The sequence below is a fragment of the Pseudomonas nabeulensis genome (assembly GCF_004682045.1).
Taxonomy (GTDB): Bacteria; Pseudomonadota; Gammaproteobacteria; order Pseudomonadales; family Pseudomonadaceae; genus Aquipseudomonas; species Aquipseudomonas nabeulensis.
Genome location: NZ_QUZT01000016.1, coordinates 64247 through 90415 on the forward strand (window position 1 = coordinate 64247; position 26169 = coordinate 90415).

26 protein-coding genes are annotated in these 26169 nt (G+C 60.0%); 24 read left to right on the forward strand and 2 right to left on the reverse strand.

Going from position 1 to position 26169, the window contains the following annotated elements:
- The first annotated feature begins 20 nt into the window (after nucleotides 1–20).
- The 14 genes from DYL61_RS11060 to ispD all read left to right on the forward strand — a co-directional run bounded on the left by DYL61_RS11060 (nucleotide 21) and on the right by ispD (nucleotide 16181).
- Nucleotides 21–524: an OmpH/Skp family outer membrane protein gene (locus DYL61_RS11060; protein WP_105696264.1), complete on the forward strand. Its 504-nt coding sequence runs from the start codon at nucleotides 21–23 to the stop codon at nucleotides 522–524.
- Between the two features lie 3 nt (nucleotides 525–527).
- Nucleotides 528–1583, forward strand: a complete 1056-nt coding sequence (gene lpxD / locus DYL61_RS11065) for a UDP-3-O-(3-hydroxymyristoyl)glucosamine N-acyltransferase (RefSeq protein WP_135308362.1) — start codon at nucleotides 528–530, stop codon at nucleotides 1581–1583.
- Nucleotides 1584–1695: 112 nt separating this feature from the next.
- On the forward strand, nucleotides 1696–2136 hold the full coding sequence (gene fabZ / locus DYL61_RS11070) for a 3-hydroxyacyl-ACP dehydratase FabZ (RefSeq protein WP_003172281.1): 441 nt from the start codon (nucleotides 1696–1698) through the stop codon (nucleotides 2134–2136).
- Nucleotides 2133–2909, forward strand: a complete 777-nt coding sequence (lpxA, locus tag DYL61_RS11075; RefSeq protein ID WP_105696262.1) for an acyl-ACP--UDP-N-acetylglucosamine O-acyltransferase — start codon at nucleotides 2133–2135, stop codon at nucleotides 2907–2909. The genes fabZ and lpxA overlap by 4 nt, the downstream gene beginning before the upstream one ends.
- A gap of 2 nt (nucleotides 2910–2911) precedes the next feature.
- On the forward strand, nucleotides 2912–4051 hold the full coding sequence (lpxB, locus tag DYL61_RS11080) for a lipid-A-disaccharide synthase (RefSeq protein ID WP_135308363.1): 1140 nt from the start codon (nucleotides 2912–2914) through the stop codon (nucleotides 4049–4051).
- Complete coding sequence (gene rnhB / locus DYL61_RS11085; RefSeq protein WP_135308364.1) at nucleotides 4048–4680, forward strand: ribonuclease HII; 633 nt, start codon at nucleotides 4048–4050, stop codon at nucleotides 4678–4680. The genes lpxB and rnhB overlap by 4 nt, the downstream gene beginning before the upstream one ends.
- Nucleotides 4681–4753: 73 nt before the next feature.
- Entirely contained in the window at nucleotides 4754–8275 is a 3522-nt protein-coding gene (gene dnaE, locus DYL61_RS11090) for a DNA polymerase III subunit alpha (RefSeq protein ID WP_105696259.1), read from the forward strand.
- 128 nt (nucleotides 8276–8403) lie between these two features.
- Entirely contained in the window at nucleotides 8404–9351 is a 948-nt protein-coding gene (locus tag DYL61_RS11095) for an acetyl-CoA carboxylase carboxyltransferase subunit alpha (RefSeq protein WP_105696258.1), read from the forward strand.
- Nucleotides 9352–9513: 162 nt separating this feature from the next.
- Nucleotides 9514–10824, forward strand: coding sequence for a tRNA lysidine(34) synthetase TilS (gene tilS, locus DYL61_RS11100; RefSeq protein ID WP_135308365.1), 1311 nt, complete (start codon nucleotides 9514–9516; stop codon nucleotides 10822–10824).
- A gap of 273 nt (nucleotides 10825–11097) precedes the next feature.
- The gene (locus DYL61_RS11105; RefSeq protein WP_105696256.1) at nucleotides 11098–12729 is read left to right on the forward strand and encodes a CTP synthase; all 1632 of its coding nucleotides are present in this window, start codon (nucleotides 11098–11100) and stop codon (nucleotides 12727–12729) included.
- 5 nt (nucleotides 12730–12734) lie between these two features.
- On the forward strand, nucleotides 12735–13580 hold the full coding sequence (kdsA, locus tag DYL61_RS11110; protein ID WP_135308366.1) for a 3-deoxy-8-phosphooctulonate synthase: 846 nt from the start codon (nucleotides 12735–12737) through the stop codon (nucleotides 13578–13580).
- Nucleotides 13581–13737: 157 nt separating this feature from the next.
- On the forward strand, nucleotides 13738–15027 hold the full coding sequence (gene eno / locus DYL61_RS11115) for a phosphopyruvate hydratase (RefSeq protein WP_135308367.1): 1290 nt from the start codon (nucleotides 13738–13740) through the stop codon (nucleotides 15025–15027).
- Nucleotides 15028–15198: 171 nt separating this feature from the next.
- Entirely contained in the window at nucleotides 15199–15477 is a 279-nt protein-coding gene (gene ftsB, locus DYL61_RS11120) for a cell division protein FtsB (RefSeq protein ID WP_135308368.1), read from the forward strand.
- On the forward strand, nucleotides 15474–16181 hold the full coding sequence (gene ispD / locus DYL61_RS11125) for a 2-C-methyl-D-erythritol 4-phosphate cytidylyltransferase (RefSeq protein ID WP_135308369.1): 708 nt from the start codon (nucleotides 15474–15476) through the stop codon (nucleotides 16179–16181). The genes ftsB and ispD overlap by 4 nt, the downstream gene beginning before the upstream one ends.
- 119 nt (nucleotides 16182–16300) lie before the next feature.
- On the opposite strand, the gene DYL61_RS11130 is transcribed toward ispD, so the two are convergent.
- A complete protein-coding gene (locus tag DYL61_RS11130; protein ID WP_135308370.1) occupies nucleotides 16301–17197 on the reverse strand; it encodes a LysR substrate-binding domain-containing protein in 897 nt (298 codons plus the stop codon).
- Between the two features lie 109 nt (nucleotides 17198–17306).
- Here DYL61_RS11130 and DYL61_RS11135 point away from each other — a divergent pair, with 109 nt between their 5' ends.
- The 8 genes from DYL61_RS11135 to rpoS all read left to right on the forward strand — a co-directional run bounded on the left by DYL61_RS11135 (nucleotide 17307) and on the right by rpoS (nucleotide 24426).
- Nucleotides 17307–18419, forward strand: a complete 1113-nt coding sequence (locus DYL61_RS11135) for an S-(hydroxymethyl)glutathione dehydrogenase/class III alcohol dehydrogenase (protein ID WP_101267287.1) — start codon at nucleotides 17307–17309, stop codon at nucleotides 18417–18419.
- Nucleotides 18420–18427: 8 nt separating this feature from the next.
- Nucleotides 18428–19273 carry an S-formylglutathione hydrolase gene (gene fghA, locus DYL61_RS11140; RefSeq protein ID WP_135308371.1) on the forward strand — a complete coding sequence of 282 codons (846 nt, stop codon included), beginning with the start codon at nucleotides 18428–18430 and terminating at the stop codon, nucleotides 19271–19273.
- Nucleotides 19274–19327: 54 nt separating this feature from the next.
- Nucleotides 19328–19801, forward strand: coding sequence for a 2-C-methyl-D-erythritol 2,4-cyclodiphosphate synthase (gene ispF / locus DYL61_RS11145; RefSeq protein ID WP_012722614.1), 474 nt, complete (start codon nucleotides 19328–19330; stop codon nucleotides 19799–19801).
- Complete coding sequence (truD, locus tag DYL61_RS11150) at nucleotides 19798–20856, forward strand: tRNA pseudouridine(13) synthase TruD (RefSeq protein WP_135308372.1); 1059 nt, start codon at nucleotides 19798–19800, stop codon at nucleotides 20854–20856. Before ispF ends, truD begins: the two co-directional genes overlap by 4 nt.
- Complete coding sequence (surE, locus tag DYL61_RS11155; RefSeq protein ID WP_135308373.1) at nucleotides 20844–21593, forward strand: 5'/3'-nucleotidase SurE; 750 nt, start codon at nucleotides 20844–20846, stop codon at nucleotides 21591–21593. Before truD ends, surE begins: the two co-directional genes overlap by 13 nt.
- 41 nt (nucleotides 21594–21634) lie before the next feature.
- A complete protein-coding gene (locus DYL61_RS11160; protein WP_169850588.1) occupies nucleotides 21635–22270 on the forward strand; it encodes a protein-L-isoaspartate(D-aspartate) O-methyltransferase in 636 nt (211 codons plus the stop codon).
- A 209-nt stretch (nucleotides 22271–22479) separates the two neighbouring features.
- Nucleotides 22480–23316, forward strand: a complete 837-nt coding sequence (locus tag DYL61_RS11165; RefSeq protein ID WP_105696244.1) for a peptidoglycan DD-metalloendopeptidase family protein — start codon at nucleotides 22480–22482, stop codon at nucleotides 23314–23316.
- 105 nt (nucleotides 23317–23421) lie between these two features.
- On the forward strand, nucleotides 23422–24426 hold the full coding sequence (gene rpoS, locus DYL61_RS11170) for an RNA polymerase sigma factor RpoS (protein ID WP_025855149.1): 1005 nt from the start codon (nucleotides 23422–23424) through the stop codon (nucleotides 24424–24426).
- A gap of 268 nt (nucleotides 24427–24694) precedes the next feature.
- On the opposite strand, the gene DYL61_RS11175 is transcribed toward rpoS, so the two are convergent.
- Nucleotides 24695–24904: a cold-shock protein gene (locus DYL61_RS11175; protein ID WP_002554837.1), complete on the reverse strand. Its 210-nt coding sequence runs from the start codon at nucleotides 24902–24904 to the stop codon at nucleotides 24695–24697.
- Between the two features lie 389 nt (nucleotides 24905–25293).
- Between DYL61_RS11175 and dcd the strand changes: the two genes are divergently transcribed.
- Nucleotides 25294–25860 (forward strand): dCTP deaminase, encoded by a 567-nt coding sequence (gene dcd, locus DYL61_RS11180; protein ID WP_016973172.1) that lies wholly within the window; start codon nucleotides 25294–25296, stop codon nucleotides 25858–25860.
- Between the two features lie 107 nt (nucleotides 25861–25967).
- Nucleotides 25968–26168, forward strand: a complete 201-nt coding sequence (locus DYL61_RS11185; protein WP_105696243.1) for a hypothetical protein — start codon at nucleotides 25968–25970, stop codon at nucleotides 26166–26168.
- The last annotated feature ends 1 nt before the right edge of the window (nucleotide 26169 follow it).

Here is a 26169-nt window from a genome sequence, read left to right on the forward strand (position 1 = left end):
GGATTCTGTAGGAGTGCATCGTGCGTAAGTTGACTCAATTGGTACTGCTGGCAACCGTGCTGGTCGCAAGCCCGGCCTTCGCCGAAATGAAAATCGCCGTCCTGAACTATCAGATGGCCTTGCTGGAATCCGATGCGGCCAAGAAATACGCCGTGGATGCCGAGAAGAAATTCGGTCCGCAACTGACCAAGCTCAAAACCCTGGAAAGCAGCGCCAAGGGCATTCAGGATCGTCTGGTTGCCGGTGGCGACAAGATGCAACAAGGCGAGCGCGAGCGTCTGGAGCTTGAATTCAAGCAAAAGGCCCGTGACTACCAGTTCCAATCCAAGGAGCTGAACGAAGCCAAGGCTGTTGCTGACCGTGAAATGCTGAAACAACTGAAGCCAAAACTCGACAGCGCTGTGGAAGAAGTCATCAAGAAAGGTGCCTTTGACCTGGTGTTCGAGCGTGGCGCTGTGATCGACGTCAAGCCTCAATACGACATCACCCGTCAGGTGATCGAGCGCATGAACCAGCTGAAGTAAGCCATGACCGCGACTATCAAACTCGGTGAGTTGGCCGAGTTCCTGGGGGCCACCTTGCGTGGCTCCCCGGAGAAGGAAATCACTGGGCTAGCCACCTTGCAGGAGGCTGGCCCAGCTCAGTTGAGCTTCCTCGCAAACCCCCAATACCGTAAATACCTGGTCGACAGCCAAGCCGCAGCCGTGTTGCTGAAAGCCGCTGACGCCGAAGGGTTTACTGGGGATGCGCTGGTGGTGCCCGACCCGTACCTGGCGTATGCGAAGGCGTCCCATCTGTTCGATCCAAAACCCAAGGCAGCTGTCGGTATTCATCCGTCGGCGGTGATCGCCGATGATGCCCAGGTTGACCCTGCGGCCAGCATTGGTGCCTTTGTGGTGATCGAAAGTGGCGCGCGCATTGGTGCCGGTGTCACGCTGGGTGCGCATTGCTTTATCGGCGCGCGCTGCGAAATCGGCGCCGGCGGCTGGCTGGCACCCCGCGTGACCCTGTACCACGATGTGCGTATCGGTGAGCGTGTGGTGATTCAATCCGGTGCGGTGATCGGTGGCGAAGGCTTTGGCTTTGCCAATTCCAAGGGCGTCTGGAACAAGATTGCCCAGGTCGGCGGCGTATTGATCGGCGATGATGTGGAAATTGGCGTCAACACGGCTGTCGATCGCGGGGCCTTGGCCGATACCGTGATCGGTAATGGCGTGAAGCTCGACAACCAGATCCAGATTGCCCACAACGTGCAGATTGGCGATCACACGGCCATGGCGGCCTGTGTCGGCATCTCCGGCAGCACAAAAATCGGCAAGCATTGCATGCTCGCCGGTGGTGTTGGGCTGGTGGGGCATATCGATATTTGCGACAACGTCTTTATCACCGGCATGACCATGGTCACCCACTCGATTACCGAGCCAGGGGCCTATTCGTCCGGTACCGCCATGCAGCCAGCGGCTGAATGGCGCAAGAGTGCAGCGCGTTTGAGGCAGCTCGACGACATGGCGCGACGGCTCAAACAGCTGGAAAAGCGTGTTGGAGACGTGACCCCTGGCGGTAATGCTTCATCAGAAGGCTGATACCATTTCCATATCAAGTGTGCACAGCCGCTAGACTTGCCTCCTTGATTTGCTAGCGGGGCGTGCGTTTAGTTCGCCCGCCCCCAATCTTTATTACAGGCTTCCCCCCGAAATGATGGACATCAACGAGATTCGCGAATACCTGCCTCACCGTTACCCGTTCCTGCTGGTGGACCGCGTAGTGGACCTCAATGTCGAGGAAAAGCGCATTCGTGCCTACAAGAATGTCAGCATCAACGAACCGTTCTTCAACGGTCACTTTCCCGCGCACCCAATCATGCCGGGCGTGTTGATCATCGAAGCGATGGCCCAGGCTGCCGGTATCCTTGGTTTCAAAATGCTCGACCTCAAGCCTGCCGATGGCACGCTCTACTATTTCGTGGGCTCCGACAAGTTGCGTTTCCGCAACCCGGTTACCCCAGGTGACCAGTTGATCCTGGAAGCCAAGTTCATCAGCTGCAAACGCCAGATCTGGAAGTTCGAATGCCAGGCGTCGGTGGACGGCAAGCCGGTGTGCTCCGCCGAGATCATCTGTGCGGAACGCAAACTATGAGTTTGATTGACCCTCGCGCAATCATCGATCCGTCGGCCGTGCTGGCCGCCGACGTTGAGGTCGGCCCTTGGTCGATCATCGGCGCAGGTGTGGAAATCGGCGAGGGGACTGTCATCGGGCCGCACGTGATCCTCAAAGGTCCGACCCGCATTGGCAAACACAATCGTATCTACCAGTTCTCCTCGGTAGGCGAAGACACTCCGGACATGAAGTACAAGGGTGAAGAGACGCGCCTGGTAATCGGTGATCACAACATCATCCGTGAAGGCGTGACCATTCACCGTGGCACTGTGCAGGATCGTGCCGAGACCACCCTGGGTGACCACAACCTGATCATGGCCTATGCCCACATCGGCCACGACAGCGTCATCGGTAACCATTGCATCCTGGTCAACAACACTGCACTGGCTGGCCATGTGCACGTTGATGACTGGGCGATCCTGTCCGGTTTCACTCTGGTGCATCAGTACTGCCACATCGGTGCCCACAGCTTTTCCGGCATGGGCACCGCCATCGGCAAGGACGTTCCGGCGTACGTCACCGTGTTCGGTAACCCGGCCGAAGCCCGCAGCATGAACTTCGAAGGCATGCGTCGTCGTGGTTTCAGTGATGACGCAATCCACGCCCTGCGCCGCGCCTATAAGGTGGTTTACCGCCAGGGACTCACAGTGGATCAGGCGTTGACTCAACTGACCGAGCCAGCAGCGTTGTTCCCGGAAGTCGCGGTATTCCGTGACTCGATCCAGGCGTCGACTCGCGGCATCACCCGCTGATCATGGCTACTCTGCGTATTGCGCTGGTGGCCGGAGAAGCTTCCGGCGATATCCTGGGCGCAGGGCTTATGCGGGCCCTCAAGGCCCAGCATCCGGCGGTTGAATTCATGGGCGTCGGCGGCCCGTTGATGCAGGCCGAAGGGCTCACCTCCTACTTCCCCATGGAGCGCTTGTCGGTCATGGGGCTGGTGGAAGTGCTGGGGCGTCTGCGTGAGCTGCTGGCTCGCCGCAAGCTGCTGATCCAGACCCTGATCGAAGAAAAGCCGGATGTCTTCATCGGCATCGATGCGCCGGACTTCACCCTCAATATTGAACTCAAGTTGCGTCAGGCCGGGATCAAGACCGTGCACTACGTCAGCCCCTCTGTGTGGGCGTGGCGGCAGAAACGCGTGCTCAAGATCCGCGAAGGCTGCGACTTGATGCTGACCCTGCTGCCGTTCGAAGCCAGATTCTACGAAGAGAAGGGCGTGCCGGTGCGGTTCGTCGGGCATACCCTGGCCGACGCTATTCCGCTGCAGGCAGATCGTGCTGCCGCCCGCGCCGAACTCGACTTGCCAGACGGCCCGTTGGTAGCGCTGATGCCTGGCAGCCGTGGCGGTGAAGTCGGCCGCCTGGGTGCCTTGTTTTTTGACGCGGCTGAGCGGCTGATGGCCTTGAAGCCTGGCGTGCGCTTTGTGTTGCCGTGTTCCAGCCCGCAACGCCGCGCCCAGATCGAAACCTTGCTGGAAGGCCGCAGGCTGCCGCTGACCTTGCTCGACGGTCAGTCGCACCTCGCCTTGGCGGCCTGCGATGCGGTATTGATCGCCTCGGGCACCGCGACCCTGGAGGCTTTGTTGTACAAGCGTCCGATGGTGGTGGCTTACCGCCTGGCACCGCTGACGTTCTGGATTCTCAAGCGCATGGTCAAGAGCCCTTACATCTCCTTGCCCAACCTGCTGGCCCAGCGCCTGCTGGTGCCGGAGTTGTTGCAGGACGACGCGACGCCCGAGGCCTTGGCGCAAACCGTACTTCCCCTGATCGACGGCGGCGAAGAGCAGACCCGTGGCTTTGATGCTATCCATCGCACCCTGCGCCGTGATGCGTCCAACCAGGCGGCGGATGCCGTGCTGACCTTGATCGGCCCAAAACAGGACACCCTATGACGACGCAAATGGGCCTGGATTTCAGCCTGGTCGCCGAAGCTCACGAGCTGGTGGCCGGTGTTGATGAGGTTGGACGTGGCCCGCTGTGTGGCGCGGTCGTCACGGCAGCCGTGATTCTCGACCCGAACCGCCCGATCCTCGGCCTCAATGATTCGAAAAAACTCACCGAAGCCCGTCGTGAAAAGCTGTTCGACGAAATCTGCGAGAAAGCCCTGAGCTGGCATATCGCCCGTGCCGAAGTCGAAGAAATCGACGAGTTGAACATCCTCCACGCCACCATGCTTGCCATGCAGCGCGCCGTTGAGGGCCTGCACATCACCCCGAAAATGGCGATGATCGACGGCAACCGCTGCCCCAAACTGGCGATGCCCGCGGAAGCGGTGGTCAAGGGCGATAGCAAGGTTCCGGCCATCGCTGCGGCTTCGATCCTGGCCAAGGTCAGCCGCGACCGTGAAATGGCCGCTTTCGAATTGATCTACCCCGGCTACGGTATCGGTGGCCATAAAGGCTACCCGACGCCCGTTCATCTGGAAGCGCTGGCGCGCCTTGGCCCGACGCCGATCCATCGCCGCTCGTTCGCCCCGGTCCGCCAGGCTTACGAGGCGCGGGAGAGCCTCAGCGAGGTATAGTCGCGAGGCTGATGTTTTGCTCAAGGCCCGGTACAATCCGGGCCTTGTTGTTTTCCACGTATAAGAGATCACTATGCCGGCTTCATTCGTTCACCTACGCCTGCACACTGAATACTCCCTGGTCGACGGCCTGGTACGGATCAAACCGCTGGTCAAAACCCTGGTGGGCATGAACATGCCTGCGGTGGCGGTGACTGACCAGAACAACATGTGTTCCCTGGTCAAGTTCTACAAGAACGCCATGGGCGCCGGGATCAAGCCGATCTGCGGCGCCGACCTGTGGCTGTCCAACAAGGATCCGGATAACGCACTGAGCCGCATCAGCCTGCTGGCGATGAACGGCGTGGGTTACCGCAACCTCACCGAACTGATTTCCCGCGGTTTTATCGACGGCCAGCGCAATGGCTCGATCATCATCGAGCGTGAATGGGTCGCCGAGGCCAGCGAAGGCCTGATCATGCTGTCGGCCGCCAAAGAAGGCGAGATCGGCCTCGCGCTGCTGGGCGGCAACCCCCAGGAAGCCGAAGTGTTGGCCCGCGAGTGGATGCAGGTCTTCCCCGACCGTTTCTACCTCGAAGTCCAGCGCACCAACCGCCCTAACGATGAAGAGCACCTGCACGCCGCCGTGGCCCTGGCCGACAAGCTCGGCGCGCCATTGGTCGCCACCAACGACGTGCGCTTCATCAAGAAGGAAGACTTCGAAGCCCACGAAACCCGCGTGTGCATCGGCGAAGGCCGGGCCCTGGATGACCCGCGTCGTTCGAAAAACTACAGTGAGGAGCAATACCTCAAAAGCGCCGATGAAATGGCCGAGCTGTTCAGCGACCTGCCCGAGGCCCTTGAAAACTCCGTTGAAATTGCCAAGCGCTGCAATATCGAAGTGAAACTGGGCAAGCACTTCCTGCCCAACTTCCCGATTCCCGATGGCATGACCATCGATGAGTATTTCCGCAAAGTGTCGTTCGACGGCCTGGACGAACGTTTGACCGTCCTGCTGCCCAAGGACACCACCGAAGACTACGAGGCCAAGCGCCAGGTCTACGTTGACCGGCTGAATTTCGAGCTGGATATCATTATCCAGATGGGGTTCCCCGGTTACTTCCTGATCGTAATGGACTTTATCCAGTGGGCTAAAAGCAATGGCGTGCCGGTGGGCCCGGGCCGGGGGTCGGGTGCCGGCTCGCTGGTGGCCTACGTACAGAAGATTACCGACCTCGATCCGCTGGAATATGACCTGCTGTTCGAACGGTTCTTGAACCCGGAGCGGGTTTCCATGCCCGACTTCGACGTCGACTTCTGCATGGATGGCCGCGACCGCGTAATCGAATATGTGGCCGAGAAATACGGCCGCAATGCGGTAAGCCAGATCATCACCTTCGGTTCCATGGCGGCCAAGGCTGTAATCCGCGACGTAGCGCGGGTGCAGGGCAAGTCCTACGGCTTGGCGGACCGTCTGTCGAAGATGATCCCGTTCGAAGTCGGCATGACCCTGGAAAAGGCCTATGAGCAGGAAGAAATCCTGCGTGACTTCATCAAGATCGATGAAGAAGCCGCCGAAATCTGGGACATGGCCCGCAAGCTCGAAGGCGTGGTGCGTAACGTTGGTAAACACGCCGGTGGTGTGGTTATCGCACCCACCAAGCTCACTGACTTTTCGCCGATCTATTGCGATGAAGAAGGCGACGGCCTGGTCACCCAGTTCGACAAGGATGACGTGGAGGCGGCCGGCCTGGTGAAGTTCGACTTCCTCGGCCTGCGCACCCTGACGATCATCGACTGGGCGCTCAAGACCATCAACCGCGACCGCGCCAAGGTCAATGAAGAGCCGCTGGATATCGCGTTTATCCCGCTGGACGACAAACCGACTTACACCTTGCTGCAAAAAGCTGAAACCACGGCGGTGTTCCAGCTTGAATCCCGCGGCATGAAAGAACTGATCAAGAAGCTCAAGCCCGACTGCCTGGAAGATTTGATCGCACTGGTGGCCCTGTTCCGTCCGGGCCCGCTGCAATCGGGCATGGTGGATGACTTCATCAACCGTAAGCACGGCCGGGCCGAGCTGGCATACCCGCATTCCGACTACCAGTACGAAGGCCTCAAGCCCGTTTTGGCGCCGACCTACGGCATTATCCTGTATCAAGAACAGGTGATGCAGATTGCTCAGGTGATGGCCGGTTACACCCTGGGCGGCGCGGACATGCTGCGTCGAGCCATGGGTAAGAAAAAACCCGAAGAGATGGCCAAGCAGCGCGGTGGTTTCATTGAAGGTTGCGCCACCAACAACATCGATGCTGACCTGGCCGGTAACATCTTCGACCTGGTAGAGAAGTTCGCCGGTTACGGCTTCAACAAATCCCACTCCGCTGCGTACGGCCTGGTGTCGTACCAGACTGCCTGGCTGAAAGCCCACTACCCGGCGCCGTTCATGGCGGCGGTACTCTCGGCGGATATGCACAACACCGACAAGGTCGTGACCTTGATCGAGGAAGTGCGCACCATGAAGCTGCGCCTCGACGCACCGGACGTGAACGCCTCGGAGTTCAAGTTCACGGTGAACGACGAAGGCCGCATCATCTATGGCCTGGGCGCGATCAAGGGCGTGGGCGAAGGCCCGGTGGAAGCCATTGTCGAAGCGCGTCAGGACGGGCCGTTCAAGGACTTGTTCGACTTCTGCGCACGGGTCGACCTCAAGCGCATCAACAAACGTACCCTTGATGGCCTGATCCGCAGCGGCGCACTCGACCGTCTCGGTCCGTATTTCCACGATGAGCCGAAGGCCTACCAGGCCAATATCGACCGCAACCGCGCGGTGTTGCTCACCGCCATGGAAGAGGCGATCAAGGCTGCCGAACAGACCGCCCGCACCCACGACAGTGGCCATGCCGACCTGTTTGGCGGGTTGTTCGTCGAAGAAGACGCGGATGTGTACGGCAACCACCGCAAGGCCAAGGAGTTGACCCTCAAGGAGCGCCTCAAGGGCGAAAAAGACACCTTGGGCCTGTACCTCACCGGTCACCCGATTGATGAATACGAAGGTGAAATCCGCCGGTTTGCCCGTCAGCGCATCATCGACCTGAAACCGGCGCGGGACACCCAGACCGTCGCTGGCATGATCATCGCCCTGCGGGTGATGAAAAACAAAAAGGGCGACAAGATGGGCTTTATCACCCTCGACGACCGCTCGGGGCGTATCGAAGCCTCGTTGTTTGCCGACGCGTTCCACTCGGCGCAGTCGTTGTTGCAGACCGATGCCATGGTGGTGGTGGAAGGGGAGGTCAGCAACGATGACTTCTCCGGCGGCCTGCGCCTGCGGATCAAGCGGGTGATGAGCATGGAGGATGCGCGCACCAATCTGGCCGAAAGCCTGCGCCTGAAGGTGAAAACCGAAGGGCTCAAGGGCGATCAGCTACGCTGGTTGGGCGACTTGCTCAAACGCCATCGCGGCGCGTGCCCGGTGACCATGGAGTACACCGGCAGCGATGCCAAGGCCATGCTGCAGTTTGGCGAGACCTGGCGAATTGATCCCGCTGATGGCTTGATTCAAGCTTTGCGTGACCAGTTCGGGCGAGACAACGTCTTCCTCCAATACCGCTGAGGGTCAGGGCGCCTGACCTCGGCTGAACATTTAATCTCGACCTAGACGCGCCTCTCCCTTAAGGTAGGGCGCGAATAGACAACCGGCTGGCCAGGCACGCCCTGGCCGTCGACCCAAGACGGACGCTTATGAACCCGAATTTTCTTGATTTCGAACAGCCGATCGCTGACCTGCAAGCCAAGATCGAAGAGCTGCGCCTGGTCGGCAATGACAATTCGCTGAATATCGGCGATGAAATCTCCCGCCTGCAAGACAAGAGCAAGACGCTGACCGAAGACATCTTCGGCAAGCTGACCAGCTGGCAGATCGCGCGCCTGGCCCGCCACCCGCGTCGCCCGTACACCCTGGACTACATCCAGCACATCTTCACCGAGTTCGACGAGTTGCACGGCGACCGCCACTTCTCTGACGACGCGGCCATCGTGGGCGGTATCGCCCGCCTGGACGACCAGCCGGTGATGGTGATCGGTCACCAGAAAGGCCGTGAAGTGCGCGAGAAAGTCCGCCGCAACTTCGGCATGCCGCGCCCGGAAGGCTACCGCAAGGCCTGCCGCCTGATGGAAATGGCTGAACGCTTCAAGATGCCGATCCTGACCTTCATCGACACCCCGGGTGCCTACCCAGGTATCGACGCCGAAGAGCGCAACCAGAGCGAAGCGATTGCCTGGAACCTGCGTGTCATGTCGCGCCTGAAAACCCCGATCATCGCCACCGTCATCGGTGAAGGTGGTTCCGGCGGTGCACTGGCTATCGGCGTGTGCGATCAACTGAACATGCTGCAATATTCGACCTACGCGGTGATCTCGCCGGAAGGTTGCGCCTCGATCCTGTGGAAAACCGCAGAAAAGGCGCCGGACGCTGCCGAAGCCATGGGCATCACCGCTGATCGCCTGAAAGGCCTGGGTATCGTGGACAAGGTTATCGCCGAGCCATTGGGCGGTGCGCACCGTGACCCGGCGGCAGCTTCTGCGACGATCCGCGCTGAGCTGGCCTCGCAACTGGCGATGCTCAAGAAGCTGGACAACGAAGCACTGCTGGCCCGTCGTTATGAGCGCTTGATGAGCTACGGCCTCTAAAGTCGCACTCGTACTAAATGTGGGAGGGGGCTTGCCCCCGATTGCTGAGTGTCAGTCAAAGCATCTGGTGACTGACCCACTGCTATCGGGGGCAAGCCCCCTCCCACATTTGCTTTGTGTATGCTGGGCCAAGGTCTTTCAAAGATGCAGCGGGAATGTGAGATGAAGCCAACGCTGTCCGCCAGAGTTCTGCAAAATCTCAACCCGTGGCGCAACGCCCCCACCTGGCATATCGCCTTCTCCGGCGGTCTTGACTCCACTGTCCTGCTGCACCTTCTCGCCCACACCGAATACCTTCCGCGCCTGCGCGCCATCCATATCCACCACGGTCTGCAACCTGCCGCCGACACCTGGCCCGCCCATTGCCAGTCGATTTGCGACCGCCTGGGCGTACCCCTGCGCATCATGCGTGTCCACGTCCAGCCCGGCGCCAGCCTTGAGCGTGCCGCCCGTGACGCACGTTATCAGGCGTTTGCCGAGGTGACCGGGGCAGGGGAGGTCTTGCTGACGGGCCAGCATCGCGACGATCAAGCCGAAACCCTGCTGTTTCGCCTGCTGCGTGGAGCGGGAGTGCGTGGGCTGGCCGCAATGCCCGCTCATCGTCCATTGGCGGGCGGCCATCTGGTGCGGCCGTTGCTGGAGGTCTCGCGTGCTGAGTTGGAGGCTTACGCTCAGGCGCATCAGCTCAAGTGGATCGAAGATCCATCCAATGCCGATCCGCACTATTCCCGTAATTACCTGCGCCATCGCGTGCTGCCGGTTCTGACGGATCGTTGGCCACAGGCTGTCTCCAGCCTGTCCCGTGCCGCCGAGCATTTGGGGGAGGCCCAGGGGCTGTTGGACGAGTTGGCGGAGATTGACCTGCGCGCGGCTGATCAGCCTTCCTGCTTTCCCTGGCTGCATTTGCCATCCTTGGCTCTAGCGCCATTGCTTGAACTTTCCGACACCCGCCAGCGCAATGCCCTGCGTCACTGGTTGACGCCGCTCACACGTCTACCCGACAGCGACCACTGGGCCAGTTGGCATTCCCTGCGTGACGCCAAGAGCGATGCGCAACCCCTGTGGCGCCTGGCTGACGGCGAACTGCACCGCTGCGGCGAGCGCATCTGGTGGGTGCCCGCCGCTTGTTCGGAATTTTCCCACGCAACGCTGAGCTGGCCTCATCCGCAAAACCCACTAGAGTTACCCGGCAATGGGCGGCTCGCGCTAACCGGCGAGATCCCCGCAGGCCCCTTGGAAATCCGTTATCGCCAGGGGGGGGAAATCATCGAAGTGCCCGGTCGGGGCCGGCGTGATTTGAAGCGACTGCTGAATGAGTGCGGATTGCCGCGCTTCGTGCGTGGCAGATTGCCGCTGCTGTATCGAGGCGACCAGCTGTTGGCTGTCCCAACCCTGGCCGGGCTATGGGCCAACCCGGCGGATGACTGGCAATTACATTGGATGCCACAGACGTGCGATCAAGGTTTGAGCTGATAGAGCCTTTCCGGTAGACTACGCTCCCTTCTTGATACAACTTCTGTGGATTCTCCAGAATCGCAGCAGTTGCCGATTACCAAGCAGTCTTTGCTGGGCGATTCCAAAAAATGTGTAGCGATCAACGTACCGGTGTTTCATTGCCGGTCTGTCACCACGCGGCGGTTTTTTTGAAAGGTGCACTGTGATTAATGCAGGTGATCGGGGGCTTCGGCCTTCCTTCGCTTTCCCCGGCGGCTCGGACCGCTTTAACGCAGACTTCTAGGGTTTTTCATGACGCGCTACATATTCGTCACGGGCGGTGTTGTTTCTTCATTGGGGAAAGGCATTGCATCGGCTTCATTGGCGGCCATCCTGGAGGCGCGGGGACTTAAGGTCACCATGCTCAAGCTGGACCCGTACATCAACGTCGACCCGGGCACCATGAGCCCGTTCCAGCACGGTGAAGTGTTCGTCACCCACGACGGCGCCGAGACCGACCTGGACCTGGGCCACTACGAGCGGTTCATCCGCACGACCATGACCCAGAACAACAACTTCACCACCGGCCGTGTCTACGAGCACGTGCTGCGCAAAGAGCGCCGTGGTGACTACCTGGGTGCAACCATCCAGGTGATCCCGCACATCACTGACGAAATCAAGCGCCGCATCATCAAGGGTGCAGGCGATGCCGACGTGGCGATGGTCGAGATCGGTGGCACCGTGGGTGACATCGAATCCCAACCGTTCCTCGAAGCCATCCGCCAGTTGCGTTTCGAAGTCGGCGCCAAGCGCGCGATGCTGATGCACCTGACCTTGGTGCCGTACATCGCGACCGCTGGCGAAACCAAAACCAAGCCCACCCAGCACTCGGTCAAGGAACTGCGTTCCATCGGCCTGCAGCCGGACGTGCTGGTGTGCCGTTCCGATCACCCGATCGACATTTCCTCGCGTCGCAAGATCGCGCAATTCACCAACGTTGAAGAGCGTGCGGTGATTGGCCTGGAAGACGCCGACACCATCTACAAGATCCCGGGCATCCTGCACTCCCAGGGCCTGGACGATTTTGTGGTCGAGCGTTTCGGCCTGCAATGCGGTGGCGCGGACCTGTCCGAGTGGGACGCCGTGGTCGACGCCAAGCTCAACCCTGAGCATGAAGTCACCATCGCCATGGTCGGCAAGTACATGGAGCTGCTGGACGCGTACAAGTCGCTGATCGAAGCGATGAGCCACGCTGGCATCAGCAACCGTACCAAGGTCAACCTGCGCTACATCGACTCCGAAGACATCGAGAACCAAGGCACTGCCTTGCTCGAAGGCGTTGATGCGATCCTGGTGCCAGGCGGTTTCGGCCTGCGTGGCGTGGAAGGCAAGATCACTGCCGTGCAGTATGCTCGTGAGAACAAGGTGCCGTACCTGGGTATCTGCCTGGGCATGCAAGTGGCCGTTATCGAGTTCGCCCGTAACGTGCTGGGCTGGAAAGACGCCAACTCCACCGAGTTCGACAGCAAGAGCGGCCACCCGGTCGTGGGCCTGATCACCGAGTGGGAAGATGCCACCGGTGCCGTCGAAACCCGTACCGAAGCCTCCGACCTGGGCGGCACCATGCGCCTCGGCGCACAGGACTGCCTGCTGGAGCCGGGCTCGCTGGTTCACGACTGCTACGGCAAGGACGTGATCGTCGAGCGTCACCGTCACCGCTATGAAGTGAACAACAACCTGCTGCCGCAAATCAAAGAGGCCGGCCTGAAAATTTCCGGTCGCTCCGGTGATGGCGCGCTGGTTGAAGTGGTCGAGGCGCCGGATCATCCATGGTTCGTGGCCTGCCAGTTCCACCCGGAGTTCACCTCGACACCGCGCGACGGTCACCCGTTGTTCAGCGGTTTCGTCAAGGCAGCACTGACGCAACACCAGAAGAAGGCGTAACCCTGATGGCCCAGAAGATCATTCGCGTCGGCGACATCGAGATTGCCAACGACAAGCCCATGGTGCTGTTCGGCGGCATGAACGTGCTGGAAAGCCGCGACATGGCGATGCAGGTCTGTGAAGAGTACGTCAAGGTCACCGAGAAACTCGGTATCCCTTACGTGTTCAAGGCCAGCTTCGACAAGGCCAACCGTTCGTCCGTGACCTCCTATCGCGGCCCGGGCCTTGAAGAAGGCATGCGGATCTTCCAGGACATCAAGCAAGCCTTCGGCGTGCCGATCATCACCGACGTCCACGAGCCTGAACAGGCTGCGGTGGTCGCCGAGGTGTGCGACATCATCCAGTTGCCGGCCTTCCTGTCGCGCCAGACCGACCTGGTCGTCGCGATGGCCAAGACCGGCGCTGTGATCAATATCAAGAAAGCCCAGTTCCTCGCGCCCCAGGAGATGAAACACATCCTGAACAAGTGCGTGGAAGCGGGTAACGACCAGTTGATCCTCTGCGAGCGTGGTTCGAGCTTCGGCTACAACAACCTCGTGGTGGACATGCTCGGTTTCGGCATCATGAAGCAGTTCGAATACCCGGTGTTCTTCGACGTGACCCACGCGCTGCAAATGCCCGGTGGTCGCGCCGATTCCGCAGGTGGGCGCCGTGCCCAGGTGTTGGACCTGGCCAAGGCGGGCATCAGCCAGTCCCTGGCGGGCCTGTTCCTGGAAGCTCACCCGGACCCGGACAACGCCAAGTGCGACGGCCCATGCGCGCTGCGCCTGGACAAGTTGGAGCCATTCCTGGTCCAGCTCAAGCAGTTGGACGAACTGGTCAAGAGTTTTCCGACGGTAGAAACCGCGTAAGCGACGTTTCTCCGGTAGAATTTCCCACGCTTTATGCTCAGGCCCCCGGGCCTGAGCCTTGTCGTCTGCAAGCCTGCCCCGTTGTTCCACCCTTGCGGTCGGTCAAAAGTTTTCCTTCAGCTGCGTCGTTTTCGTCAACTTTGGAGTGTTTACAACAATGGCAAAAATCGTCGACATCAAAGGTCGTGAAGTTCTCGACTCCCGTGGCAACCCCACCGTCGAAGCCGACGTGCTTCTCGATAACGGCATCATCGGCAGCGCCTGCGCGCCGTCGGGTGCGTCTACCGGTTCGCGCGAAGCGCTGGAACTGCGTGATGGCGACAAAAGCCGTTACCTGGGCAAAGGTGTACTCAAGGCCGTAGCCAACATCAATGGCCCGATCCGCGACCTGCTGCTGGGCAAAGACCCTGTTGACCAGAAAGCCCTCGACCTGGCGATGATCAAGCTCGACGGCACCGAAAACAAAGGCAGCCTGGGCGCCAACGCCATCCTCGCCGTGTCCCTGGCTGCGGCCAAGGCTGCTGCCCAGGACCAGGACCTGCCGCTGTACGCCCACATCGCCAACCTGAACGGCACGCCGGGTGTGTACTCGATGCCGGTGCCGATGATGAACATCATCAACGGTGGCGAGCACGCCGATAACAACGTCGATATCCAGGAATTCATGGTGCAGCCGGTTGGCGCCAAGTCCTTCTCCGAAGGTCTGCGCATGGGCACCGAGATTTTCCATCACCTCAAGGCTGTGCTGAAGGCCCGTGGCCTGAGCACTGCGGTCGGTGACGAGGGTGGTTTTGCACCGAACCTGGCGTCCAACGAAGATGCACTCAAAGTGATCTCCGAAGCCGTGGCCAACGCTGGCTACAAGCTGGGCACCGACGTGACCCTGGCTCTGGACTGCGCGGCCAGCGAGTTCTATGAAGACGGCAAGTACAACCTGTCCGGCGAAGGCCAGGTGTTCAACTCCGAAGGTTTCGCTGAATACCTGAAGGGCCTGACCCAGCGCTACCCGATCATCTCGATCGAAGACGGCCTGGACGAGTCCGACTGGGACGGTTGGAAAATCCTCACCGACAAGATCGGCGAGAAGATCCAACTGGTGGGCGACGACCTGTTCGTGACCAACACCAAAATCCTGAAAGAAGGCATCGACAAGAAGATCGCCAACTCGATCCTGATCAAGTTCAACCAGATCGGCACCCTGACCGAAACCCTGGAAGCCATCCAGATGGCCAAGGCTGCGGGCTACACCGCCGTGATCTCCCACCGCTCCGGCGAAACCGAAGATTCGACCATTGCCGACCTGGCTGTGGGCACCTCGGCGGGCCAGATCAAGACCGGTTCCCTGTGCCGTTCCGACCGCGTATCCAAGTACAACCAATTGCTGCGTATCGAAGAGCAACTGGCAGGCAAGGCCAAGTACAACGGTCGTGGCGAGTTTCGCGGCTGAGCTGTAGATGGTAAAAAGTCGGCGGATTGCGTCGGAAAGTTCACGACAGAGTGAATTTCGACGCTAATCTGATGGCTAACAAGCACAAGCCTGGTTCTTCCAGGCTTCGTGCTATCAGTTGCTTCAAAAGTTTTGCATGGCTGTCTTTTTTCACTGGATACCCGATATTCGATGCGCAGTCCCAATTGGTTGTTCCTCGTCTTGCTCTTGTTGCTGGCTGGCCTGCAGTACCGCCTATGGGTGGGTAATGGCAGCTTTGCGCAGGTAAAAGACCTGACGCAGCAAATTGCCGAGCAGCACGCCGAAAACGAGCGCCTGCTGGAGCGCAACCGCGTCCTTGACGCCGAAGTGCTTGAGCTGAAAAAAGGTACGGAGACCGTCGAAGAGCGGGCTCGCCATGAGTTGGGCATGGTCAAGGAGGGCGAGACCCTCTACCAGTTGGCCCAATGAGTAACCGTTTGCCGGCCTTCTGGGCCGTGATTCCTGCCGCGGGCGTCGGTGCCCGTATGGCTGCGGACCGTCCCAAGCAATACCTGCAACTGGGCGGGCGCACTATTCTCGAACACAGCCTTGGCTGTTTTCTCGACCACCCCTGCCTCAAGGGGCTGGTGGTCAGTCTTGCTGTCGATGATCCTTACTGGCCCGGCTTGGCCTGTGCCGGCGACCCGCGTATCCAGCGTGCGGACGGTGGCTCGGAGCGCTCTGGCTCGGTGCTCAATGCGCTGTTGCACCTGAATGCCTTGGGCGCCAGTGATGATGACTGGGTATTGGTGCACGACGCTGCGCGACCGAACCTGAGCCGCGATGATCTCGACAAATTATTAAGCGAACTGGCCGATGATCCCGTCGGTGGCCTGCTGGCCGTGCCGGCTCGCGACACCCTCAAGCGCGTCGACAAACACGGGCGCGTGGTAGAGACCGTTGACCGCAGTCTCATCTGGCAAGCCTATACCCCGCAGATGTTCCGCCTTGGCGCGTTACACCGTGCGTTGGCCGACAGCCTGGTGGCCGATGCGGTGATCACCGATGAGGCCTCGGCCATGGAATGGTCCGGCCAGGCGCCGCGCCTGATCGAAGGGCGCTCGGATAACATCAAGGTGACCCGGCCGGAGGATTTGGAGTGGTTGCGGTTGCGGTGGGCTAACCGTAGGTAGTTACCGAGACCGTGTCGACCCTATCGGGGGCAAGCCCCCTCCCACCCTTGAATCCGTTCACAGATCAAAATGTGGGAGGGGGCTTGCCCCCGATGAGGCCCACCCAGACACCGAAATAATCACCTGCTGTACTCCGGCCTCCCAGCCAACCCTTCCTTCAAGAAATCCACCAACTTCCTCACCTTCGGCGACAAATGCCGCTGCTGCGGATACAACGCCCATACCGCCGTATTTGGTGGCTGGTGCGCCTCCAGCAACGACACCAGCGCGCCGCTGTGCAAATGCTCCAGCACGTAATAGTCCGGCAACTGGCACAACCCCACCCCCTGCAACGCCGCATCCAGCACCGCCTGCCCACTGTTGCAGCGCCAGTTTCCCTGTACCCGTTGGGAAAATTCGCGCCCGTCCTGGGCCAGTTGCCAGATATCCGAGTTACCGATCAGGCAGTTATGCCGACTCAATTCCGACAAACTGTGTGGCCGACCGTACCGCGCCAGGTAGGACGGTGACGCGCACAGATACATGCGGCGTGGCGCCAGGCGGCTGGCGACCATGCGCGAATCCTGCAAGCGCCCGAGGCGGATCGCCAGGTCGAGGCCTTCGTGCACCAAGTCCAACTGACGGTTGCTCAGTTCGATGTCTACGCGCAGTTGCGGATATTGCCCCATGAAGCGCGTCACCAGCGGCACGATAAACCGCTCGCCATAGGCCACGGCGCAGGTCATGCGCAACATGCCCTTGGGCTCACTGGCGAGGTCGCCCACCGCACGCAGCGCCTCTTCGCGGCCGTCCTGCAAGCGCTGGCAATGTTGAAGAAACGTCTGCCCGGCTTCGGTCAGTGTCACCTTGCGCGTACTGCGATACAGCAACCGCGTTTGCAAGCGTTCTTCCAGGCGCGCGACCTGCCGGCTGATATGGGACGACGACACGCCCAGGCGTTCAGCAGCTGCGGTGAATTGGCTGCATTCGGCCACCGCGACGAATTCATCGATGCCTTCCCAGCGGTTTTCCTGCATGACGATTATCCCTGTACAGCAATAAAGTTTTGCTTTTGCCTGGATTATTAATCAATAAGTCATGATTTACACTCACTGCCTTAGTTTTCAACTCCCTGGAGAAACCCGGATGATCAAGTCCCGCGCTGCCGTAGCCTTCGAAGCCAAGAAGCCCCTTGAGATCGTAGAAGTGGATGTCGCCATGCCCAAGGCGGGCGAAGTGCTGTTGCGCGTCGTCGCCTCCGGCGTGTGCCATACCGACGCCTACACCCTGTCGGGCGCGGACCCGGAAGGTATCTTCCCGTCGATCCTCGGCCACGAAGGCGGTGCGGTGGTTGAAGCCATCGGCGAAGGCGTGACGTCGGTGGCGGTGGGCGACCACGTGATCCCGCTGTACACGCCGGAATGCGGCAAGTGCAAATTCTGCCTGTCGGGCAAGACCAACCTGTGCCAGGCCATTCGTTCCACCCAGGGCAAAGGCCTGATGCCGGACGGCACCACGCGTTTTTCCTACAAGGGCCAACCGATTTTCCACTACATGGGTACTTCGACGTTCTCCGAGTACACCGTGCTGCCGGAAATCTCCGTGGCCAAGATTCCTAAAGAAGCGCCGCTGGAAAAGGTCTGCCTGTTGGGTTGCGGCGTCACCACCGGTATCGGCGCGGTGATCAATACCGCCAAGGTCAAGCCGGGCGACACCGTGGCCATCTTCGGCTTGGGCGGTATCGGCCTGTCGGCAATCATCGGCGCGGTCAAGGCCAAGGCCGGTCGCATCATTGCCATCGACATCAACCCGGCCAAGTTCGAAATCGCCAAGCAGCTGGGTGCTACCGACTGCATCAACCCGAAAGACTACGACCGTCCAATCCAGGACGTGATCGTCGACCTCACCGACGGCGGCGTGGACTTCTCCTTCGAGTGCATCGGCAACGTGCAACTGATGCGCGCCGCCCTTGAGTGCTGCCACAAAGGCTGGGGCGAGTCGGTGATCATCGGCGTGGCCGGTGCCGGCCAGGAAATCGCCACCCGTCCATTCCAACTGGTGACCGGTCGCGTCTGGCGCGGTTCGGCTTTCGGTGGCGTACGCGGTCGCAGCGAATTGCCAAGCTACGTGGAAATGGCCCAGACCGGCGAGATCCCGCTGGACACCTTCATCACCCACACCATGGGCCTGGAAGACATCAACAAAGCGTTTGACCTGATGCATGAAGGCAAGAGCATTCGTACCGTCATCCACTTCTGAGGTCGGCCATGAGTCTGGAAAACCTGTCGTGCCAGAAGAGCTTCGGCGGCTGGCATAAACGCTACAAGCATCATTCCGATGTGCTCGGTTGCGACATGACCTTCGCCGTCTACCTGCCGCCGCAAGCGGAGCAGGGCGGCAAGTTGCCGGTGCTGTACTGGCTGTCGGGCCTGACCTGCACCGATGAGAACTTCATGCAGAAGGCCGGCGCCCAGCGCATGGCCGCCGAGCTGGGGTTGATCATCGTTGCGCCGGACACCAGCCCGCGCGGCCCTGGTGTGCCGGGTGATCCGGACAACGCCTGGGACTTCGGCCTCGGTGCGGGTTTCTACCTGAATGCCACCCAGGAACCGTGGGCCAAGCACTATCGGATGCATGACTACGTGGTGCAGGAATTGCCGGCATTGGTTGAAGCGCATTTCCCGGCTTCGGACAAGCGCGGGATCAGCGGCCATTCCATGGGCGGCCACGGTGCGTTGGTGTGTGCGTTGCGCAATCCTGGGCGTTACCTGTCGGTGTCGGCGTTTTCACCGATCAACAACCCGATGGATTGCCCCTGGGGCCAGAAAGCTTTCTCCCGTTACCTGGGCGAGGAGCGTTCGAAATGGCGCGAATGGGACGCCTGCGTGCTGATCAGTGAAGCCTCGGAAAAGCTGCCACTGCTGGTAGACCAGGGCGACCGCGATGATTTCCTGGCCGTGCAGCTCAAGCCAGAAGCCTTGCAGCAAGCAGCGAAGGCGGCGGGTCATCCATTGGAACTGCGCCTGCAGCCGGGTTATGACCACAGCTACTTCTTCATCGCCAGCTTCATCGAAGATCACTTGCGTCACCATGGCCGCGCTTTGCTCGGTTAATGTGAGGCAAAAGTAGGTAGAATCACGCCCTGAATTAAATCGGGGCGTTTTTTTATGCGTATTGGCCACGGCTACGATGTGCACCGTTTCGCTGAAGGCGATTTCATCACCCTGGGCGGCGTGCGCATTGCGCATCACCATGGGTTGCTGGCTCATTCCGACGGCGACGTTGTGTTGCATGCCTTGAGCGATGCCTTGCTCGGCGCGGCGGCGTTGGGCGATATCGGCAAGCATTTTCCGGACACCGACCCGACCTTCAAGGGCGCGGACAGCCGGGTTTTGCTGCGCCATGTGGTCGGCCTGATCCATGCCAAGGGCTGGAAGGTCGGCAACGTCGATAACACCATCGTGGCCCAGGCGCCGAAAATGGCTCCCCATATCGAATCGATGCGCGCGCTGATTGCCGCGGATCTGCAGATTGAATTGGATCAAGTGAACGTGAAAGCCACCACCACCGAAAAACTCGGGTTTACCGGCCGCGAAGAGGGCATTGCGGTGCACTCCGTCGCGTTGTTGCTGCGCGCATGAACGACCTGCAACTGCTGGGCCCACGGGCCTACGGCGAGGCCTTGGGCAGCGCCGTACTGAAAGCCACGGCCGAAGACTTCCAGGTCGATGAAGTGCTGGATATCCCGCTGACCGGCGAGGGTGAACACCTGTGGCTGTGGGTGGAGAAGCGTGGGCTCAATACCGAGGAGGCCGCACGGCGTATCGCCAAGGCTGCCGGCGTGCCATTGCGCACCGTCAGCTATGCCGGTCTCAAGGATCGCCAGGCGCTGACCCGCCAGTGGTTCAGCGTGCAACTGCCGGGCAAGGCCGATCCGGACATGAGCGCTGCGGAAAACGACACCCTCAAGATCCTCAAGACCGCCCGTCACAAGCGCAAATTGCAACGCGGTGCGCATTCGGCCAATGGTTTCACCTTGCGCCTGACTCAGTTGGCCGGTGATACCGCCGCCATCGACGCGCGGTTGCAACTGATTGCACAGCACGGCATTCCCAATTACTTCGGCGCACAGCGTTTTGGCCACAACGGTGGCAACGTGGTTGACGCCCGCGAGTGGGCGGCCCGCAAGGCCTTGCCGGAGCAGCGCAATGTGCGTTCGCGCCTGCTGTCCACCGCCCGTAGCTTCTTGTTCAACAAAGTGCTGGCGGCACGGGTTGCCGATGGTTCGTGGCAGCGTGCCCAGGTCGGCGACCTGCTGGCGTTCACCGACAGCCGCAGCTTTTTCCCGGCGGGAGAGGCTGAGTGCAGCGACCCGCGCCTGGCGATTCTGGACCTGCATCCGACCGGACCGCAGTGGGGCGAGGGCGACTCCCCGGCCAGCGGTGCAACCCATGAACTTGAACAAATGATCGCCGCCGGTGAAGCCGACCTGCGCGATTGGCTGGTGAATGCCGGCATGAGCCAGGAACGTCGCATTCTGCGACTGCCCATTGGCGGGTTGACGTGGCATTATCCCGGTCCTGACATTCTGCAATTGGAATTCGTCCTGCCGGCCGGATGCTTCGCCACTGTCTTGGTGCGCGAGCTTGTTGATCTGGTGCCGGTGGGGCAGACGGACAGCCCATGCGTATTCTGATATCAAACGATGACGGTGCCACCGCACCCGGTCTTGCCGCGCTCTATGGCGCGCTGCAGGATTACGCCGAGTGCGTGGTGGTTGCCCCCGACCAGGACAAGAGCGGCGCCAGCAGTTCGCTGACGCTCGACCGTCCCCTGCACCCGCAGGTTCTGGCCAATGGCTTTATCAGCGTGAACGGTACTCCCACCGACTGTGTGCACCTGGCAATCAACAGTTTGTTGGACCGGGAGCCGGACCTGGTGGTGTCGGGCATCAACCTCGGCGCCAACCTGGGGGATGATGTGCTGTATTCCGGCACGGTGGCAGCCGCCCTGGAAGGGCGCTTCCTGGGGCGAACCTCGTTTGCCTTTTCGTTGGCCTCGCGCCAGTTGGACAACTTGCCCACCGCCGCCTATTTCGCCCGCAAGCTGGTGGAGGCCCATGGGTCCCTGGACTTGCCGCCGCGCACGGTGCTGAACGTCAATATCCCCAACTTGCCCCTCGATCATATTCGCGGCATTCAACTGACGCGCCTGGGGCATCGCGCCCGCGCGGCGGCGCCGTTGAAGGTAGTCGATCCGCGCGGCAAGGAAGGCTATTGGATCGCCGCAGCAGGCGACGCCGAAGACGGCGGTGAGGGCACCGACTTTCATGCCGTTATGCAAGGCTATGTCTCGATTACCCCGTTGCAACTTGATCGCACCTTCAGTGATGCCTTCAGTGGTCTCGATGGCTGGCTGGAGGGGCTACGCTGATGGCTCGTGAACAAGACGAACTGTTGCGCCGTGGCATCGGCATGACCTCCCAGCGCACCCGCGAGCGGTTGATCCAGCGTTTATACGAAGAGGGCCTGTCCAACGCTCAGGTGCTGGAAGTCATCCGGCGCACGCCTCGGCATCTGTTTGTCGATGAAGCCCTGGCGCACCGTGCTTATGAAGACACGGCGCTGCCCATCGGCCACAACCAGACCATCTCCCAGCCGTACATGGTGGCGCGCATGAGCGAGTTGCTGTTGGCGGCGGGCCCGCTGGACAAGGTGTTGGAGATCGGCACCGGCTCCGGCTACCAGACCGCCGTGCTGTCGCAACTGGTGGAGCGGGTGTTCTCGGTGGAGCGCATCAAGGTCCTGCAGGATCGCGCCAAGGAGCGCTTGGTAGAGCTGAACCTGCGCAACGTGGTGTTTCGTTGGGGCGACGGCTGGGAAGGCTGGCCAGCGTTGGCACCCTACAACGGCATCATCGTCACTGCCGTGGCCACTGATGTACCGCAAGCGTTGCTTGACCAGTTGGCCCCCGGCGGGCGCCTGGTCATCCCGGTGGGCTCCGGCGAAGTGCAACAATTGATGCTCATTATCCGTGAAGACGAAGGCTTTTCCCGGCATGTACTCGGCGCCGTGCGCTTCGTGCCGTTGCTCAATGGTCCGCTGGCCTGATCATTTGTTCGCGGGCAGTGAATTCTGCTGGCGGGGATGTGTCTTACGGCGGGGTCCATGGAGTCAACATGATGGGGCGCCGGCATTAAACATGATGAATTTTTCGTTTCAGTCGTGTGCCGGTAAAAAGCCAATGCCCAGTTATACTTGCGTCATATTTCAGGCCTGATACAGGCATTCATGTTCAGCCACCACAAAGGGAGCGGCGGGTGAGTCTCACAGGTCTTGCGCAGCGTATGAGTAAAACAAGCTTTCAGCGACTGGTGCTTTGCCTTGTCTTGAGTTCCCTGTTGGCGGCCTGTTCCAGCACGTCGAGCAACGGTGCGCGGGTGGTTGACCGCAACAGTGCCGTCCCGCAAAAACCGACGGTGACCACCGGCCAATATGTGGTGCGCAAAGGCGATACGCTGTTCTCGATTGCCTTCCGTTACGGCTGGGATTACAAGGCGCTGGCTGCACGTAACAATATTCCCGTGCCTTATACGATCCATCCGGGTCAGACGATTCGCTTCGACGGGCGCACCGGTTCAACACCGACTACGGTGGTGACAAACACGGCTTCTTCGCCCTCGTCTTCGAGCAAAACCACCATCATCACCAGGCCCGCAGGCACTGCCTCGCCAACGATTGCGAGCAAGCCGGCGCCGGCTCCTCTCCCTCCCGCAGGGCCCGCTCCGACGGGGTGGGGATGGCCCTCAAACGGAGTGTTGATTGGAAAATTCTCTTCAAACGGTAGTTTGAATAAAGGCATTGATATCGCCGGGGATTTGGGACAGCCTGTTTTAGCTGCGTCTGATGGGACAGTGGTGTACGCCGGGAGTGGTTTACGGGGCTACGGCGAGCTGGTCATCATCAAACACAGCGATACCTACGTCAGTGCTTACGGCCACAACCGTAGGCTGTTGGTTCGGGAGGGGCAGCAGGTCAAAGTCGGACAGACAATTGCCGAAATGGGGTCAACTGGTACAGACCGGGTGAAACTGCACTTTGAGATTCGCCGCCAGGGTAAACCTGTAGATCCGCTGCAATTCCTGCCCCGTCGTTGATGTGTTGCCAGCCTGTTCCCTCACGTAGAAGGAACAGGCTCGAGCGTTGCCAAGGATAAAGGCGTCGCTAGAGCTTGAGGTCGAACTCACCAAAGGACTATAACAATGGCTCTCAGTAAAGAAGCGCCGGAGTTTGACATCGACGATGAGGTTCTCCTGATGGAGACCGGCATTGCTACGGAATCGATGTCGAATGAGGGACCTGCTGTACCTTCAGTTCGCACCAAATCCAAGAACTCCACCGCGTTAAAGCAACACAAGTACATTGACTACACACGGGCGCTCGACGCGACCCAGTTGTACCTCAATGAAATCGGCTTTTCCCCTCTGCTTACCCCTGAAGAAGAAGTCCATTTTGCGCGCTTGTCGCAAAAGGGCGATCCGGCTGGGCGCAAGCGCATGATTGAAAGCAACCTGCGCCTGGTGGTGAAAATCGCCCGACGCTACGTCAATCGTGGGCTATCCCTGTTGGACCTGATCGAGGAGGGCAACCTGGGCTTGATCCGGGCGGTGGAGAAGTTCGACCCTGAGCGGGGCTTCCGCTTTTCGACCTACGCCACCTGGTGGATCCGTCAAACCATCGAACGGGCGATCATGAATCAGACCCGCACGATCCGGTTGCCGATCCATGTGGTCAAGGAGCTCAACGTCTACCTGCGGGCGGCACGTGAGCTGACGCAAAAACTCGATCATGAACCTTCGCCCGAAGAAATCGCCAACCTGCTGGAAAAACCGGTGGGGGAGGTCAAGCGCATGCTTGGCCTAAACGAGCGAGTGTCTTCGGTCGACGTCTCGCTGGGTCCGGATTCGGATAAAACCCTGTTGGACACCCTGACGGATGATCGGCCTACAGATCCTTGCGAACTGTTGCAGGACGATGATCTTTCCCAAAGCATTGACCAGTGGCTGTCTGAGCTCACGGACAAGCAGCGCGAGGTGGTGATTCGCCGCTTCGGCCTGCGCGGCCATGAGAGCAGTACCCTGGAGGACGTAGGCCTGGAGATCGGCCTGACCCGCGAGCGGGTGCGGCAGATCCAGGTGGAAGGGCTCAAGCGCTTGCGTGAGATCCTGGAGAAGAATGGCTTGTCGAGTGAGTCGTTGTTCCAATAAGAGCGGCGCAGTACAACATGTGGGAGGGGGCTTGCCCCCGATGGCGGTGGTTCAGTCAAACCTGTGTTGGCTGACACACTGCAATCGGGGGCAAGCCCCCTCCCACATTATTTTGTGCCTGGCATGTGCACTGATCGTTCCCACGCTCTGCGTGGGAATGCCTCTTGTGACGCTCCGCGTCACGCTTTGGGACGCGGAGCGTGGGAACGATCGGCATAAAAAAACCCCGCTTTTGAGGGCGGGGTCTTTTCGACTAAGTCAGTACAAGTTAGATAACTTGAACTTCCTCAGCTTGCATGCCTTTCTGACCGCGGGTAGCGATGAAAGAAACCTGTTGGCCTTCTTTCAGGCTTTTGAAGCCGTCGGATTGGATAGCTTTGAAGTGAACGAACAGGTCGTCACCGGATTGTGGAGTGATGAAGCCGAAGCCTTTTTCATCGTTGAACCACTTAACGGTACCAGTTTGGCGATTAGACATGGTGTATCTCCTTGGACAAAGTTAACTGCGACTCAGGAAAAGCCCTGGCCGAGACTGAGTGCAAAGAGCAGGAAAAATTCTTGGAGATGGTTGGATCGAAATTCAACATATCGTGTAGAGATTCTCAGTGACACAAGCAGCACAGTGGCGCCACCTTAACCCTTTTTCCGGAACGTGCCAATGGTATTTCCGAAGGTTTCTCCATTTTCGTGACTGGCGGTGGTATTTACAGTCACCAGGCGCAGTCTTAAGCGTCCCGGCCCCGCTGGCTGTGGCTTGTAGCAGGCGATTCATTCGTCAACAAAATCCCTGCGGCCTTTGAACCCCAACGCCGGCCCCGGTAAGATGCCCCACAGAATTTTTCCACCTCGCTATTCAGGACACCCGCCATGAGCATCAAATCGGACAAGTGGATTCGCCGCATGGCGCAAGAGCACGGCATGATCGAGCCCTTCGTAGAGCGCCAGATGCGTGGCGAAGGCGCCGAACGCCTGATTTCGTACGGTGTTTCCAGCTACGGCTACGATGTGCGTTGCGCCGATGAGTTCAAGGTGTTCACCAACATCAACTCGGCGACCGTCGATCCGAAAAACTTCGACGAAAAAAGCTTCGTCGATATCAAGAGCGACGTGTGCATCATCCCGCCAAACTCCTTCGCCCTGGCGCGTACCGTGGAGTTCTTCCGCATTCCCCGCGACGTGCTGACCATCTGCCTGGGTAAAAGCACCTACGCGCGCTGCGGCATCATCGTCAACGTGACGCCGCTGGAGCCGGAGTGGGAAGGCCACGTGACCCTGGAGTTCTCCAACACCACCACATTGCCAGCGAAGATCTACGCCAACGAAGGCGTGGCGCAGATGCTGTTCCTGCAGTCCGATGAGGCCTGTGAAGTGTCCTACAAGGACCGTGGCGGCAAGTACCAGGGCCAACGCGGCGTGACCTTGCCACGCGCTTGATCGAAAGGTCTTACACGTAAAGGGAATTTGTCTGCGGGAAGTGACTCTATTGGGTGTACTGCCTCGGCGCGTGCCAAGCGCGCCGAGCCACGCTTGAGGAGTACCCTATGAAACTCGACCCGCGAATAAGCGCAGAAATTGCCCGGCTTGAGCCCAACCAGATTGGCGTTCTGGCCTGGTCCCTGATGGCCGATCCCGCCTACGCGGGCGGCATCCCCGGCCAACCCGATGAAGATTGGCCACAACAGCCGACAGAGCCTGGCGAACCGACTTTGCCGGACGAGCCACCACCCGCACCTGTCGCCTGAT